The sequence below is a fragment of the Diaminobutyricibacter sp. McL0608 genome (genome assembly GCF_039613825.1).
GTDB lineage: Bacteria > Actinomycetota > Actinomycetes > Actinomycetales > Microbacteriaceae > Diaminobutyricibacter.
Window position 1 is genome coordinate 3,828,225 of sequence record NZ_CP154826.1, and the last position, 14,798, is coordinate 3,843,022.

At 67.7% G+C, this 14,798-nt stretch carries 17 protein-coding genes; 16 read left to right on the forward strand and 1 reads right to left on the reverse strand.

What is annotated here, in order from left to right; genetic code table 11:
* The first annotated feature begins 1 nt into the window (after nt 1).
* The 5 genes from AAYO93_RS18315 (at nt 2) to AAYO93_RS18335 (ending at nt 3,613) form a co-directional block, all read left to right on the forward strand.
* The gene (locus AAYO93_RS18315) at nt 2-430 is read left to right on the forward strand and encodes a flagellar hook assembly protein FlgD (RefSeq protein WP_345762621.1); all 429 of its coding nucleotides are present in this window, start codon (nt 2-4) and stop codon (nt 428-430) included.
* A 10-nt stretch (nt 431-440) separates the two neighbouring features.
* Nucleotides 441-1,616 carry a flagellar hook protein FlgE gene (locus AAYO93_RS18320; protein WP_345762622.1) on the forward strand — a complete coding sequence of 392 codons (1,176 nt, stop codon included), beginning with the start codon at nt 441-443 and terminating at the stop codon, nt 1,614-1,616.
* A 145-nt stretch (nt 1,617-1,761) separates the two neighbouring features.
* Complete coding sequence (locus AAYO93_RS18325) at nt 1,762-2,055, forward strand: flagellar FlbD family protein (RefSeq protein ID WP_345762623.1); 294 nt, start codon at nt 1,762-1,764, stop codon at nt 2,053-2,055.
* Nucleotides 2,055-2,819, forward strand: a complete 765-nt coding sequence (locus tag AAYO93_RS18330) for a motility protein A (RefSeq protein WP_345762624.1) — start codon at nt 2,055-2,057, stop codon at nt 2,817-2,819. The genes AAYO93_RS18325 and AAYO93_RS18330 overlap by 1 nt, the downstream gene beginning before the upstream one ends.
* A 62-nt stretch (nt 2,820-2,881) precedes the next feature.
* Nucleotides 2,882-3,613 carry an OmpA/MotB family protein gene (locus AAYO93_RS18335; RefSeq protein ID WP_345762625.1) on the forward strand — a complete coding sequence of 244 codons (732 nt, stop codon included), beginning with the start codon at nt 2,882-2,884 and terminating at the stop codon, nt 3,611-3,613.
* 5 nt (nt 3,614-3,618) lie between these two features.
* On the opposite strand, the gene AAYO93_RS18340 is transcribed toward AAYO93_RS18335, so the two are convergent.
* Nucleotides 3,619-4,692 (reverse strand): epoxide hydrolase family protein, encoded by a 1,074-nt coding sequence (locus AAYO93_RS18340; RefSeq protein ID WP_345762626.1) that lies wholly within the window; start codon nt 4,690-4,692, stop codon nt 3,619-3,621.
* 167 nt (nt 4,693-4,859) lie between these two features.
* Between AAYO93_RS18340 and AAYO93_RS18345 the strand changes: the two genes are divergently transcribed.
* The 11 genes from AAYO93_RS18345 to AAYO93_RS18395 all read left to right on the forward strand — a co-directional run bounded on the left by AAYO93_RS18345 (nt 4,860) and on the right by AAYO93_RS18395 (nt 14,734).
* The gene (locus AAYO93_RS18345; protein ID WP_345762627.1) at nt 4,860-5,555 is read left to right on the forward strand and encodes a hypothetical protein; all 696 of its coding nucleotides are present in this window, start codon (nt 4,860-4,862) and stop codon (nt 5,553-5,555) included.
* Nucleotides 5,552-6,367, forward strand: coding sequence for a DUF222 domain-containing protein (locus AAYO93_RS18350; protein ID WP_345762628.1), 816 nt, complete (start codon nt 5,552-5,554; stop codon nt 6,365-6,367). Before AAYO93_RS18345 ends, AAYO93_RS18350 begins: the two co-directional genes overlap by 4 nt.
* A gap of 131 nt (nt 6,368-6,498) precedes the next feature.
* Complete coding sequence (locus tag AAYO93_RS18355) at nt 6,499-7,392, forward strand: flagellar motor switch protein FliM (protein WP_345762629.1); 894 nt, start codon at nt 6,499-6,501, stop codon at nt 7,390-7,392.
* Complete coding sequence (fliN, locus tag AAYO93_RS18360) at nt 7,389-8,114, forward strand: flagellar motor switch protein FliN (RefSeq protein ID WP_345762630.1); 726 nt, start codon at nt 7,389-7,391, stop codon at nt 8,112-8,114. The genes AAYO93_RS18355 and fliN overlap by 4 nt, the downstream gene beginning before the upstream one ends.
* A gap of 1 nt (nt 8,115) precedes the next feature.
* Nucleotides 8,116-8,634: a flagellar biosynthetic protein FliO gene (locus tag AAYO93_RS18365; protein WP_345762631.1), complete on the forward strand. Its 519-nt coding sequence runs from the start codon at nt 8,116-8,118 to the stop codon at nt 8,632-8,634.
* The gene (gene fliP, locus AAYO93_RS18370) at nt 8,631-9,464 is read left to right on the forward strand and encodes a flagellar type III secretion system pore protein FliP (RefSeq protein WP_345762632.1); all 834 of its coding nucleotides are present in this window, start codon (nt 8,631-8,633) and stop codon (nt 9,462-9,464) included. The genes AAYO93_RS18365 and fliP overlap by 4 nt, the downstream gene beginning before the upstream one ends.
* Before the next feature lie 2 nt (nt 9,465-9,466).
* Complete coding sequence (gene fliQ, locus AAYO93_RS18375; RefSeq protein ID WP_345762633.1) at nt 9,467-9,739, forward strand: flagellar biosynthesis protein FliQ; 273 nt, start codon at nt 9,467-9,469, stop codon at nt 9,737-9,739.
* Nucleotides 9,740-10,501, forward strand: coding sequence for a flagellar biosynthetic protein FliR (locus AAYO93_RS18380; protein ID WP_345762634.1), 762 nt, complete (start codon nt 9,740-9,742; stop codon nt 10,499-10,501).
* Between the two features lie 3 nt (nt 10,502-10,504).
* Nucleotides 10,505-11,608, forward strand: coding sequence for an EscU/YscU/HrcU family type III secretion system export apparatus switch protein (locus AAYO93_RS18385; protein WP_345762635.1), 1,104 nt, complete (start codon nt 10,505-10,507; stop codon nt 11,606-11,608).
* Nucleotides 11,605-13,656 (forward strand): flagellar biosynthesis protein FlhA, encoded by a 2,052-nt coding sequence (locus AAYO93_RS18390; protein ID WP_345762636.1) that lies wholly within the window; start codon nt 11,605-11,607, stop codon nt 13,654-13,656. The genes AAYO93_RS18385 and AAYO93_RS18390 overlap by 4 nt, the downstream gene beginning before the upstream one ends.
* Nucleotides 13,634-14,734 carry a hypothetical protein gene (locus tag AAYO93_RS18395; protein WP_345762637.1) on the forward strand — a complete coding sequence of 367 codons (1,101 nt, stop codon included), beginning with the start codon at nt 13,634-13,636 and terminating at the stop codon, nt 14,732-14,734. The genes AAYO93_RS18390 and AAYO93_RS18395 overlap by 23 nt, the downstream gene beginning before the upstream one ends.
* Nucleotides 14,735-14,798 lie beyond the last annotated feature (64 nt).

The window sequence follows — 14,798 nt, forward strand, 5'->3', positions numbered from 1 at the left end:
GATGACCGCAGTCGACCCCATTTCCGCCTCGTCAGGAGGCTCCAGCATCTATGCGACCGACAACACGCTCGGCACGCCCAAGCAGACCATGGATGCCGACCTCTTCATGAAACTGCTCGTCACGCAGCTGCAGAACCAGGATCCGTCGTCGCCGATGGACACCAACCAGATGATCAGCCAGACCACGCAGCTCTCGATGATGCAGTCGCTGGCCACCCTGAACTCGACCAACACCGAGAGCTTCGCGCTCGCGATGCGCACGAACGCCGCCGCCCTGATCGGCCAGCAGGTCAGCTACCTGGACAAGAACGGCGACACCCAGACCGGCAAGGCGACCTCGGTCAGCTTCTCCGGGAGTGTCCCGACCGTCACCGTCGGGGGCATCGATGTCTCCCTCGACTCCATCTCCGCACTCACCCTCGCCAACTGAAAGGCAGATCATGCTCCGCTCTCTCTACTCCGGCATCTCCGGACTCCAGGCCCACCAGCAGATGCTCGACGTCACCGGCAACAACATCGCCAACGTCAACACCGCGGGATTCAAGTCGTCCTCTGTCGAATTCGAGGACACCCTGTCGCAGCTGATCTCGGGTGCGACCGCCGCGGGTGCTGCCAATGGCGGCTCCAACCCGGCCCAGATCGGTCTCGGCGTCAAGGTCGCCGGCATTGCGACCAACTTCGCCCAGGGCTCTTCGCAGGCGACCGGCAAGCCGACCGACCTCATGATCAGCGGCGACGGATTCTTCAACGTGAAGGTCGGCGGCCAGAGCCTGTACACCCGGGCCGGGAACTTCGACTTCGACTCCACCGGCACCCTCGTCTCGGCCGAGGGCGGCTTCGTCCAGGGCTGGACGGCCGACGCCACCGGCAACCTCAACACCAACCAGGCGCTCGGCAACATCAAGCTCCCGGTCGACTCGGTGGTGCCCGCCGCCGCGACCACCACGGCCAGCTTCGCCGGCAACCTCCCGTCGGATGCTGCGGCAGCGACCGTTCTCACCCGCGACATTCCGGTCTACGACAACCAGGGCAACAAGTCGACCGTCTCACTCACCTTCACCTCGGACGGCGCCGGCAACTGGACGGTCAACGACGGCACCGGCAACATCGGCACCCTCTCGTTCACCGCCGGTGCCCTGACCACCACCCCGCCCACCCTCACCACAGCGGGCGCACTCCCGATCGACTTCTCGAAGGTCAGCGGGTTCGCCGGCCTGTCGACGATCGCGGTCGAAGGCCAGAACGGCCACAGCGCAGGAACGCTCGAGTCGTACACGATCGGCAAAGACGGCACCATCTCCGGTTCGTACAGCAACGGCGTCATCCAGGCGATCGCCCGCATCGCGGTCTCCACGTTCGTGAACCCGGGCGGCCTCGAGAAGCAGGGCGGATCGATGTACGGGGCGACCCCGAACTCGGGCGCACAGACCACCGGAACCGCGGGCACCCCCGGGCTCGGCTCCATCACCACCGGGTACCTGGAGATGTCGAACGTCGACCTGTCGCAGGAGTTCACCAACCTCATCGTCGCTCAGCGCGGCTTCCAGGCGAACGCCCGCATCATCACCACGAGCGACTCGGTGCTCGATGAACTGGTCAACTTGAAGCGCTCGTAGCGGGTCGCCGCACACGAACCCCTGTTCCACGAGACGCGAACACAAACGCAAAAACACTGTCGGCCGCCTAACCGGAGTCACCCGGGCGGCCGACAGTGTCGTTTAGAACCACCCCTCGTACCCGGAACAAGGCGAAAGCAGACCCATGATCGTTGCCACCCGACTCAGCGGCAGCCCGTTCGCGATCAATCCTGACCTCATCGAACGCATCGTGGAGAACCCGGACACGACGATCTTCCTCGTCGACGGTTCCAGTCACATCGTCACCGAACCGCTCACCCGCATCCTGGAACTCATTGCGGATGCGCGCGCCGACGTCATCGCACGCGCATCCCTGCGACGCATCGAACTCAGCCCCGGCCAGCGTCACCTCGAAGCGCTGCGCCCCGCGGCAGAAGTGCACGACAGCCCCTTCGCCCCGCGACAGACGGAGACGTAATGGACCTCGCAACCATCATCGGGCTGCTCGTCGCCTTCGGCTCCCTGTTCGGGATGCTCACCCTCGAAGGCTCGAGCGTCACGTCCATCCTGCTTCCGGCTCCCATGCTGATCGTCTTCGGCGCCACTATCGCCGTCGGCTTCGCCTCCGGGACCGTACGGGATGCTGCGCGCGCCCTCAAAGCGATCCCCAAGGCGTTCCGCGGCAAGATCGCCAAGCCGGGCGCTGTCATCGAGCAGCTCGTCGAGATCGCCGAGAAGGCGCGCCGCGACGGGCTCCTCTCGCTCGAGCAGAACGCGCACGAGACCAAGGACCCGTTCCTCAGGGACGCGCTGCAGAACATCGCCGACGGCACCGACGGTGAGGAGTTGCGCATCCTGCTCGAAGACCAGATGGCGACACGGCAGCGGGTCGACCGCGGCGCGGCCAAGTGGTTCAAGATCCTCGGTGGGTACGCCCCCACGATCGGCATCATCGGAACGGTCGTCTCGCTCACCCACGTGCTCGAGAACCTGTCGTCGCCGGCGAAGCTCGGCCCGATGATCGCGGCCGCGTTCGTCGCGACCCTGTGGGGTCTGCTCTCCGCGAACTTCATCTGGCTTCCCCTCGGTGACCGACTGAACCGTCTGTGCGATCTGGAGTCCGAGCGGATGTCGCTGATCCTGGAAGGGATGCTCGCCATCCAGTCCGGTGCGCAGCCGCGCCTGCTCGACGAGCGCCTGCGCGCCATGGTGCCGGCGAGTTCTCTACCAAAAGCAGCATGAGCGCGCGCCGGAGGCCCCGGGGTGCCGGCGAGAGCGGCGAGCACCATCAGGATGAACGATGGATGGCCTCCTACATGGACATGGTCACCGTGCTCATGTGCATGTTCATCGTGCTCTATGCGATGTCGAGCACCGATGCCAACAAGTTCGCGGCTCTCAAGGATTCGCTCGCGACCGGCTTCGGCGTCGTCAAGTCGCAGAAGATCGACACGGCGACCGGCATCATCGTGCCGGCCAAGGACGTCGGCAAAGACGGTGAACTGACGAACCTGCACGCGGCGACGCTCGAGTACGACAAGCTCAAAGCTCTGCGCGACCGGATCAACGCCAATCTCGCGGCGGTGGGGCTGCAGACCAAGGTCGACACCACCATCGACTCGCGCGGGCTTACGGTAGGCCTCGTCGGAGCCGACACGTTCTTCGCGTCCAACAGCACCGAGCTGACGCCGATCGCGAGCCGGGTGCTGGATCGCATCGCCGGGCCTCTGAATACCGTGACCTACCAGGTCAGTGTCGAAGGACATGCCGACCCGCGTCCGCCCGGACAGCCGTTCCCGACCAACTGGGAGCTGTCGAGCGGGCGCGCCACGGCCGTGCTCCGCGACCTGGTCGAACGGGGCGGGATCAAGGACACCAGGGTCGGCGCCGTCGGCTACGGGTCGGCGCGCCCCATCGTGCCCGGCTCGTCGGATGCGGACTTCGCCAAGGACCGCCGCGTCGACATCGTGGTGCTGTCCGACCGGTCCGACGCCATCCGGGCGCTGATTCCGCAGCTGGTCGCAGCCGGAAAGTAGCCGCCTCAGGAGTCGAGGGCGCGCACGGCCGCTGCCACCGCATCCGGAGCCTCCCAGGCGGTGAAGTGGCCGCCGCGTTCCAGGCGCTCGAACGTGCGGATGTCGGTGTAGCTCTTGTCGGCGAGTGATCGCGGGTAGCCGGCCTCGTGGCGCTGGATCAGGATGCTCGCCGGCACCTCCACGATCGGATGGAGTTCGTCGTCGCCGCCAGGCTCGCAGTATGCGCGGAAACTCGTCCCGATCGAGCGGGTCACCCAGTAGATCATGACGTTGGTGAGCACGTCGTCCGGGTCGAAATCGTTCAGGCCGTCGCCGTCGCTCCACGCTGCGACCTTCTCGGCGATCCACGCGAGCAGGCCGCTCGGGGAATCGAGAAGCGCCGCCGCTAATGTGTCGGGTCTCGTGCCCTGCTCGTGGGCGTAACCCGATTCCGCCGGGTCGTTGACCGACGCCAGGAACGCAGCCTCCTCCTCCGTCAGCTCCACCCCCGGGCGCGACCGGCCGGAGAACGAGGCGTGCGGAGCCACGATTCCGGCGACGGCGTCGGGGAACGACCCGGCCAGCCAGTCGCTGACGCCTGCGCCGACGTCCTCCCCATAGGTCAGGTATCGGTCGTGGCCGAGCACTTCCGTCATCAGGTGGTTCCATCGTCGGGCGACGCCGAGCGAGGAGAACGGCTCGGGGAGCACACCCGAGAACCCGTAGCCGGGAAGCGACGGGACCACGACATCCCTCTCCGCGCTCAGGATGTCCGCGAGAGCGAGCATGGACGCGAACGAATAGGGCCAGCCATGGGTCAGCACGATCGGCAGGCCGGCCGGTCGACGTGCCGGTGCGCGAATAACGTGCACCGCGCATCCGTCGAGGTCGACGATGCTCTGCTCATACGCGTTGAAGCGCCGCTCGACCGCCCTCCAGTCGTAGGTGGTGCGCCAGCGATCGACCAGTGAGGCGAGCACGCGCGGTGGGATGCCGCGCGACCATTCGGGCCCGGGTGTCGGCTCGGGAATGGTCGCCGCCTCGAGCCGGCGCTGCAGGACGTCGAGCACGCTCTGAGGGATGTCGATGCTGAACTCCATAGTCAGACGCTAGCCGCACGCGCGATCCAGCCGATAGCGGCGCGAGCGGAAAGACGGCTGACCGGGCGTTTCGTCGACTCCTCCACAGGTGGCCGTCGCGTGGAGTTCTCCACAGGTAAAGACCTGATCACGGGTACTTTATCGGTGGCTGCTGATTAGGTAGAGCCATGACCTTCCCACCGGCTCGCGACCTCGATGCGGTCGCTACTGCGCTCGCGACGTTGCGAGCGCTGGAAGCGGAGGAGGGTGCGGCGCTGTCCGAGGCGCAGCTGCTCGTGCGGTCGCTGGCCGCACTCGGCTCAGTGCGGGCCGCGGTGGAGGCGGTTGCGCTGCGGCGCATCGCCTCGCTGGATCGTGCCTGCGAACTCGACCCGGAGACCAGCCCGATCCGGTCATCCGGGTACCGCGACCTGGAGTCGCTGCTGGCCGAGCTGTGGAGGACGTCATTGCCGGCCGCGCGGCAGTTGTGCGGCGTCGCCCGTGCTGTCGCACCGCGGCACAGCCTGCACGGCGACGAGCTGCCGGCGGAGTTCCCGGAACTCGCCGCCGCGCTTCTCGGCACAGACAGTGACGACGCCGGTTCACGCGACGACGACCGCACGGTCGACGAGGCCGGCGGCGAGGATGCAGCGCTGCCGACACGGGTGTCGGTGGAGCAGGCGGCGGTGATCATTCGCGAACTGGGCAAGACCGGTCCCGGCTGCAGTCTGGAGCAGCGCACCTACGGGGAACGGGTGCTGGTCGACCACGCACCCGGGCTGACCGTGGAGGAGACCCGCCGGCTCGCCATCCAGGTCCGCGACCGTTTGGACAGGACGGCATCGAACCCCGCGAAGAGGTCCAGCGACGGCGCCGGTCGTTGACGATCACCACCACCCGTGACGGGATGACCCACATCAACTGGTACCTCGACGCTGTCTCCGCCGGACATGTGCTACCCCAGATCCGCGCCTACGTCAGCCACGACACCCGAGACCAGCGACCGTCGTCGACCGGTGCTTCCAGCAGGGTCAGGTTCGAGGCGCGCTCAGGCGGCCCGGACACCCCGAGCGACGGCGATCCGGAGCGGCCTGAGAGACCTGAGATGCCGGAGACCCGCGGCATCACGCAACTCAACTCGGATGGGGCGGTCGAGGTGTTCCGGCACCGGGCCGGCTGCACCCACGGTGCGTCCAGCCCACCGGTCACCATGATCATCCGGATGACCCTGGCCGACCTGCGGGCCGGCGAAGGCACCGCGGAAATCGACGGCATCCCCAGCCCGATCTCCACTGGCACGGCACGCCGCCTCGCCGCCGACGCACATCTCATCCCACACGTCCTCGGCGGCCACTCCGAAACCCTGGACCTCGGCCGGAAACAACGGCTGTTCAGTCCCGCTCAGAAACATGCTCTCGCCGAACGGGACGGCGGCTGCGCCTGGACCGGCTGCGCGCACCCTCCCTCCTATACCCAGGCGCACCACATCCGCTGGTGGGATCGCGACGCCGGCCCGACAGATCTCAGGAATGGCATCCTGCTGTGCTCCCACCATCATCACCGGGTGCACGACGACGGCTGGGATATTCACGTTCGCGACAACACCCCGTGGTTCACGCCGCCCGCACACTACGACCCAACCCGCACACCCCGACCCGGCGGACGCATCCGCCTTCCCGAAAGGGCGCCACCGTGACCTCGCGTCGGAACCATCATCCCGAGTCGAAACCATGCATCGTCCCCCAAGCAAGCCGGAGTTGTCGTCACCCATGCGCCCTAACCGCTACAGGAACCGAGCCGATAGTGCTCAGTGTGACGGTCCAGAAAATGCACGATGATTCCCCCCTGCCCGAACGGCAGCGCGGCGTCGAGGTCTACGACTTCCGCCGCCCGACGACGCTCGCCCGCGAACACTCCCGCACCCTCGAGCTGGCTTTCGAGACCTTCTCGCGCCAGTGGGGCACCCAGCTGACCGCCAAGGTCCGGGTCCGCTCGCAGGTCACGTTCGAGGGCCTGTCCATCCGCACCTACGACGAGTACGCATCCGGACTCCCCCCGCAGACAGCGCTCGTCCTCCTCACCATCGGCGACGACCCGTCGAAAGCAGTCATCCAGTTCCCGGCCACCGCCGCCCTCGGCTGGCTGACCCGGATGCTCGGAGGAGCCCCCGACCCCGACACGGAGGAACGCAAGTTCACCCTGGTCGAGCTCACCATGCTCCGCAGGCTCATCGACGACACGATCGACGACCTCCGCTACTCGTTCGGCCGTCTCCTCACGGCTCCGGTCGTCATGGACACCGTGCACCACAACTCGCAGTTCGCCCAGGCCGCCGCCACGGCCGAGCTGATGATGGTGGCGAACTTCTCGGTGAGTGTCGGAGACACGACCAGTGCCGCGACCATTGCCGTCCCCGCCGACATCCTCGTGCGGCAGCTCGGCGACGCCAACCCGGTGACACGTGTCGCCGACGCCCGCGGACTCGTCGAAGCCCAGCTCGCCTCCGTGCCGGTCGGGGTGTCGCTTCAGCTGAATCCGCTCACGGTGACACCGGCACAGATCATCCGGCTGGCGGTCGGCGACCTCGTCGGCCTGCCGCACGACAAGACCAAACCTTTGAACGTCGCAGTGGAGGGCCGGCCGCTGGCTCGCGCATCCATCGGAACCACCGGTTCCCGGATCGCCTGCGTCGTCGTCGAGACACAGGAGAACGCACGATGAGCATGAGCACCACGACCGTTTCGAACTCGGGCCTTTCGACCGCAGGCCTCGCCCTCCGCGCAGCCGAAGCACTCGCCGAGAACCTTCCGACCGTGAAGGCTCTGACCCCGGTCTCCCGCGAGTGGTCCGGGCCGGCCGGCATCGACGTGAGCGCCGCGATCGTCGCCACGTTCGTCGGCGCCTCGTCCTACGACGTTGCGATGGCGATCGTCGATGGAAGTATGCTCGCCCCGACCGGCGGCGAAGCGACCGTCTCGCTCACCGACCTCGTGCACGGCGCGCTCGTCGGCGCGTCGAGCGTCCTCGGCGACGGCGTGCTCGGCGACCAGCGCGTCGACGATGCTGCGAGCCTCTTCGCGGACCCCGACACCACGGTCGTCGAACTGCTCGACGGAACCGAACTCGCCGGGCTGTTCGGCCTCCGTGCCCGCCGCGGCACGACACCGGCGGGGGCCGGCACCGACGACGTCTCGGGTCGCCTCGGTCGCATCCACAACGTCGAGATGGCGCTGACCGTGGAGATCGGCCGCACGCGCATGTCGGTCCGCGACGTGCTGAACCTCGAGCCGGGCGCCGTCGTCGAGCTCGACCGTTCGGCGGGAGCGCCGGCCGACATCCTCCTCAACGGACGCCTCATCGCGTACGGCGAGGTGGTCGTCGTCGACCAGGACTACGCCGTCAGGGTCACCCAGATCCTGGACACACCCGACCTCCTCGCCTGACATGGATGCTGTTCTCACCATGCTGCGCGTGGTGGTGTCCCTCGCCGCCGTGCTCGGGGTGATCTGGTACCTGCACCGACGGGTCAGCAAACGCCAGCTGGGCACGAAGAAGAAGCAGAACCCGGTCGTCGTCGTCGGCAAGCAGGGGATCGCCGGCAAGGCGTCCGTCGTCGTGGTCGACGTGGACGGGCGCCGCCTCGTTCTCGGCGTCACCGAGCATTCCGTGAACGTGCTGCACTCTGCAGAGCAGGTCCCCGTCGCGGCGGTCGCCTTCGAGGCGGCCATGGCCGAAGCGGATGCGGTGCGCCCGGATGCGGTGCGCCCGAATGCGGTGGGCGCGGATGCTCTGGACGAGGATGCGAAGGAAGGATCGCGGATGCCCGCCCCGGCCACCGCATCCGCCCTCGCGACTTCCGGCGCCTCCGCGGCCCCCGCCCCCGCAAGCGCGGTCGCAGGCTCGATCCTCGCCGCATCCACCTGGAAGCTCGCGCTGTCGAGCGTTCGGAACGGCCTGAAGTGAACCCGATCGTCGCCGAGAGAAGGCTCCGCCGTCGGCGACTGGCGATCCTCATCGCACTGGCGCTCATCATCGTCTTCGGCATCGTGCTGGTGCAGGCGGCCGGGGCCCACGCCGACCCGCTCGCTCCGACACCGCCTGCGACCCCGGCGCCCGCCTCGACGGGCGGCACGAGCATCACGATCAACGGTGTCGACGGCTCACCGTCGCAGACCGTCCTCACCCTCATCGGGATCACGCTGCTCTCGGTGGCTCCCGCACTGCTCATGATGACGACGTCGTTCACGAAGGTGTTCGTCGTACTCTCCATGACGCGGAACGCGCTCGGACTCACCGCCGTCCCCCCGAACCAGGTCATCGCCGGTCTCGCCCTGTTCCTCTCGCTGTTCATCATGTGGCCGGTGCTCACCGACATCAACACGCACGCGGTGCAGCCCTACCTGCACGGCTCCATCGACTTCACCCAGGCGATCGATCTCGCATCCAAACCGCTCAAAGCGTGGATGCTCAAATTCACCCGGCAGGAGGACCTCGCGCTCATGACCCGGCTGGGCGGCCGCGCGAACCCGGCGACCCCGTCCGCCGTCGACCTGGCCACCCTCATCCCCGCGTTCATGATCTCCGAGCTCCGCAGCGCGTTCATCATCGGGTTCGTGGTCTTCGTGCCGTTCCTCGTGATCGACCTCGTCGTCTCGGCGGCGCTGATGTCGATGGGAATGATGATGCTTCCGCCGGTGATGATCTCGCTGCCGTTCAAGATCCTCCTCTTCGTCCTCGTCGACGGATGGGGACTCGTGATCACCGCACTCGTCAAGAGCTACGTGGGGGGCTGACCGTGAACAGCAGTGCGATTCTGGACATCGGCGCCCAGGCGCTCATCATGTCCGCCAAGCTCGCCGCCCCCGTGCTCATCACGTCGCTCGTGATCGGGTTCGCCATCTCCCTCTTCCAGTCGATCACGCAGATCCAGGAGGTCACGCTCTCGTTCGTCCCGAAGGCCGTGGGCGTCTCGATCGCACTTCTCGTCTGCGGAAACTGGATGATCGCCGAAATGGTGTCGTTCACCCATGACCTGTTCACCAAGATCCCGATGCTGCTGGGGGGCTAGGTGAACATCCCGATCGATGCGAGCTGGATCGAAGCCGTGATGCTGGCGAGCGTGCGCCTCGCCGCGTTCATCCTGGTCGCTCCGCCTTTCTCCTACCGGGCCATCCCGGGCACGGTGAAGGCGCTCCTCGCGGTCGGTCTCGGTCTGGCCGTCTCGCCGGTCGTCACCCAGGGCTACACCCAGCTCGACTTCGCACCCTTCCTGCTCGCCATCGTCATGCAGCTGCTCATCGGGTTCGCCCTCGGTTTCCTGGTGATGATCGTGTTCGCGGCAGTGCAGTCCGCGGGCAGCCTGCTCGACCTGTTCGGCGGTTTCCAGCTCGCGCAGGGCTACGATCCGCAGCTCAGCATCAGCGGCGCGCAGCTGACCCGGCTCTTCCAGATGTCAGCGCTCGCACTCATGTTCTCGTCGGGCGCGTACCAGCTGCTGCTCGGCGGCCTGGCCCGGAGTTTCACCGCGATCCCTCTCGGCTCCGGACTCAATGTGAGCGCGACGGTCCACGCGATGATCACCGCCACCACCAACATGTTCGTCTCGTCCCTGCAGATCGCGGGGCCGCTCATCGTGGTTCTGTTTCTCGCCGACTTGGGGCTCGGCCTGCTGACCCGCATCGCCCCGGCGCTGAACGCCTTCTCGATGGGGTATCCGGTGAAGATCCTGATCACCCTCACGCTGGGCGGCATCCTGTTCGTCGCGCTGCCCGGGATCGTGACCGCGCTGACCGGCGACGCCGTCGACGCGCTCGTGGCCGGGAGGGGGTGAGGGATGTCCGACTCGCAGGAGAGGACCGAGGCCGCAACAGACAAGCGGATGAAGGAGGTCCGCAGCAAGGGCAAGTTGTCGAAGTCGCAGGATCTCACGACGTGGCTGGGCCTCGGGGCGGCGGCCCTGCTGCTGCCGGCGACGATCACCCAGGCCACCAACGCTGGCGTCAGCCAGATCTTCGCTGTGGGAAAGGCGGCCGGCGAACCGTCGGATGCGGTCGCGCTCGGGGCACTCGGGGCCGGTATGTCATCCATTCTTCCGACCATCGCGCTGCTCCTGGTCGCCGTCGCCGTCGCCGTGTTCGCCGGGTCCGCGCTGCAGGGGGGCATCCACCTGCGCAAGCTCGAGGGCAAGTTCGAGCAGTTCAACGTTGTCAACGGCTTCAAGCACACCTTCGGCGGCCAGGCGCTCTGGAATGGGGCGAAGGCCCTGCTCAAGACCGGGGTGGTCGGCCTCGCGCTCTACCTGGTCATCCAGAGCCTCCTGCCCGTACTCATGGTGCCCGGGTCCAGCACACTCAGCGAGCTGGTCGACCGCACCGTCGGGGGCATCACCGCCCTCCTGCAGACCGCGATCATCTTCGGGCTACTGCTCGCCGCCGTCGACGTCTTCGTCGTCATGCGCCGCAACCGCAAGCAGACCCGGATGACCAAACGCGAGGTCCGCGACGAGAACAAGACGACGGACGGGGACCCTCTCATCAAGTCCCAGCGCCGCAGCAGGCAGCTGGCGATGAGTCGCAACCGGATGATGGCCGCGATCGCAGACGCGGACGTCGTGCTGATCAACCCGACGCATTTCGCGGTCGCGCTGCGCTACGAACCCGGCAAGTCCGCTCCCCGTGTGGTCGCGAAGGGCGCGGGCGTCATCGCGGCGAGGATCCGCGAAGAGGCGGAGGCGAAGAAGGTGCCGATGGTCAAGGACATCCCCCTCACCCGCACGCTGCACGCGGCCTGCGACATCGGCCACGAGATCCCGGTCGAGTTCTACAACGCGATCGCCCATGTCCTCACGTTCGTGATGGCGCTGAAGCGCCGTGGTTCCGCATCCGGAGTCCACACCCTGCCGTACACGAGTCCCCGCCCGGAAGGCGCAACGAGATGAAGAATCGCAATCTGTCGAAGGTCGCCGTCCCGGTCGGTGTGGTCGGCATCCTTCTGCTCCTGATCGTCCCTGTGCCCGCGTTCCTGCTGGACGTTCTGATCATCGTGAACATCCTGCTGGCGTTGGTGATCCTGCTGACCACGATGTTCGTGCGGAAGCCGCTCGACTTCTCGGTGTTCCCGTCGTTGCTGCTCGTGGCGACCCTCTTCCGCCTCGGCCTCAACGTCGCATCCACGCGCCTCGTACTCGGGCAGGGCTACGCCGGCCAGGTCATCCAGTCGTTCGGCCATGTCGCGGTCGGCGGGTCGATCATCATCGGCGCCGTGATCTTCCTGATCCTCGTCGTGATCCAGTTCGTGGTCGTGACCAAGGGTGCTGAACGTGTCGCCGAGGTCGGCGCCCGGTTCACCCTCGACGCGATGCCCGGCAAGCAGATGGCGATCGACGCCGACCTGAACGCCGGCCTCATCACCGACGCGCAGGCCCGCCAGCGACGTGCCGAGGTGTCTGCCGAGGCGGACTTCTATGGCGCGATGGACGGCGCCTCCAAGTTCGTGAAGGGCGACGCGATCGCCGGGATCATCATCATCCTGATCAACATCATCGGCGGAATCGCGATCGGGATGATCCAGAACGGTCTCGACATCGGGTCGGCGGTCAGCAAGTACACGCTTCTGACGATCGGCGACGGGCTCGTCTCGCAGATCCCGGCGCTTCTGATGGCCGTCTCGACCGGCATGATCGTCACCCGGTCGAACGCCGAAGAGGACATGGGCTCGACCGCATCGCGGCAGCTCAGCCAGTCGCGGGTCGCCCTGACGATCGCCGGATGCGCGGCCCTGGTCATGGCGCTCATCCCCGGCATGCCCATCGTCGCCTTCCTCGTCGTCGGCGTCGGCCTGATCGTGGTGTCGCGCCGCATCAAAGCGACGGAGGCGCGAACTGCGAAGGATGCGAAGGCTACCGCGGATGCTGCAGCGACACCGTCGCCGGAGACCACCGAGGCGATCATCGAGCAGATGCGCGTCCACGCGCTCGAGATCCTGCTCGCGCCCGACCTCGTCGACATCGTCTCGGGCGCATCCGACGACCTGCTGGCGCGCGTGAAGGCGCTCAGGCGCAAGATCGCCATGGAGCTCGGTTTCGTGGTCCCGCCCGTGCGCACCCGAGACAGCATCGAGCTGCCGTCGGCGACGTATTCGATTCGCATCGCCGGCGTCGAGTCGGGTCGCGGTATCGCGCCCGCCGGAAAACTCCTGGCTCTCGGAGGGAACTTGAGTTCGCTCCCCGGCGAGGCGACGGTCGAGCCGGTGTTCGGGCTGACTGGCAAGTGGGTGCCCGCGGAGCTCCGGCATTCGGCCGAGCTCACCGGCGCGACGGTCATCGACCGCGTCGCCGTCGTCGTCACGCACCTCTCGTCGATCATCACCGACAACGCGGCACGGCTGCTGACGCGTGAGGATGTGCGGGTCCTGACCGAGGGCGTCCGCGAGCTGAATCCGGCGGCCGTCGACGAGCTGACGCCGAACCCGCTCAGCCTGGCAGAGGTCCAGCGTGTGCTGCAGGGTCTTCTCGCCGAACAGGTGCCGATCAACGACCTGGCCCGCATCTATGAGGCGCTCTCGCTGCAGGCGAAGGTGTCGACGGATCCCGAGGGTCTCATCGAGGCGGCGCGGCACTCGCTCGGCGCGGCCGTCGCCGCCCGCTACCTCGAGGACGGCACCCTGCGCGTGATCACGATCGACCCCACGCTCGAACAGGCCATGCTCGAGGCTGCGCGTCCGACCCCGCAAGGCACCCAGATCCTCCTCGACCCCGCCACCAACGACCGCGTCGTCAGATCGCTGTCGAACGCTGTGAAGGCGGCCGCCGACGAAGGCTACTCGCCGGCCGTGGTGTGCGCTCCGGCGCTTCGGCCAGCTGTGCGCCGGCTCGTGTCGGCGCCGACGGGAGGGATCCCCGTCCTCTCCTACCAGGAGGCGACCGCAGCGGATGTCCGCATCGACACGGTGGGAGTGATTCGCCTTGCCGAACCTGTTGCAGCTTAGTGCGCCCACGATCGACGACCTTCGGCAGAAGGTCCGTGACGAACACGGCCCACTGGCGCGGATCGTCTCGGCCGAGAAGGTCATCCCGCGCGGCATCGGACGTATCAGGAAGCCGGCCTACTTCGAGGCGATGGTCGAGCTTCCGGATGAGCCGGTGTCACCGCCAGAGGTGCGGGTGAACCCGGCCGCACGAAGTGGGATCGCTGCGCTGCTCTCCGACGCGGAGGATGCGGAGGCGGCGCTGGAGCTGCACGAGGTGCGCGCAGTGCGCACGACTGTCGCGGAGAGTGCTGTCGGTAGTAGCGCGGGCAGTGCGGCCGGCGGTCATGCCGGAAATGCGGCCGGCGGTGCGGTCGGTAGTGGCGCGGGCAATGCGGCAGGCGGTCATGCCGGAAATGCGGCCGGCGGTCTCGCGGGCGTAGGCGCAGGCGGGGCAACCGACGCCGCATACCTGAACGCATCCCGATCCTCCGCAGGGTTCGACGAGCTGATGGCGAGCCTCGGCGGTTTCGCGGCACCTGCCGCACCGCCGGCGGATCCGGTTCCCCTCTTCGCCGCCCCGCTCGCGTTGGAGGCCGGGCATCCGCCCCTCCTGGTTCCGGTACCGCCCCGCGTTCCCGGCGACCTCGTCGTCGTCGTGAGCCTCGGACAGGATGCGGTGCCAGTCGCGCAGGCGATGGCCAAGGTCTTCGCCCCCGGCGACCTCCGCACCGGCGGCACGATCAAGCCCCGAGGCCGTACCGCCTCCGCTCTCACCGACAGGCGTGCCGCACTGCTCGCCCGCGCCGAGGGCGTCGAGCGCGGCTCGGTCGTGTTCTGCGCTTTCGGCGTGGAGGCAGGCGACGACCCGCTGCACACGCTCGCCGCGATCGACCCCGACCAGGTGTGGATCGTCGTGGATGCCGGACGCAAGCCCGAGGACACCCGGCGCTGGGTCGACCGCATCGCCCGCACCGTCGACATCGCGGCCGTCGCCGTCGTCGGCGCCGCCTCGACCGCGACCCCGCACACGGTCAACGCCCTCGGCCTTCCGATCGGCTGGGTCGACGGCGCCCCGGCCCCCGCCGCGCGTCTCTGACGCGCACCTAACCTGCCCCACCCTGCCGTGCCCCGCCCTGCCCTGCCCTACCGCGCCCTGCTCG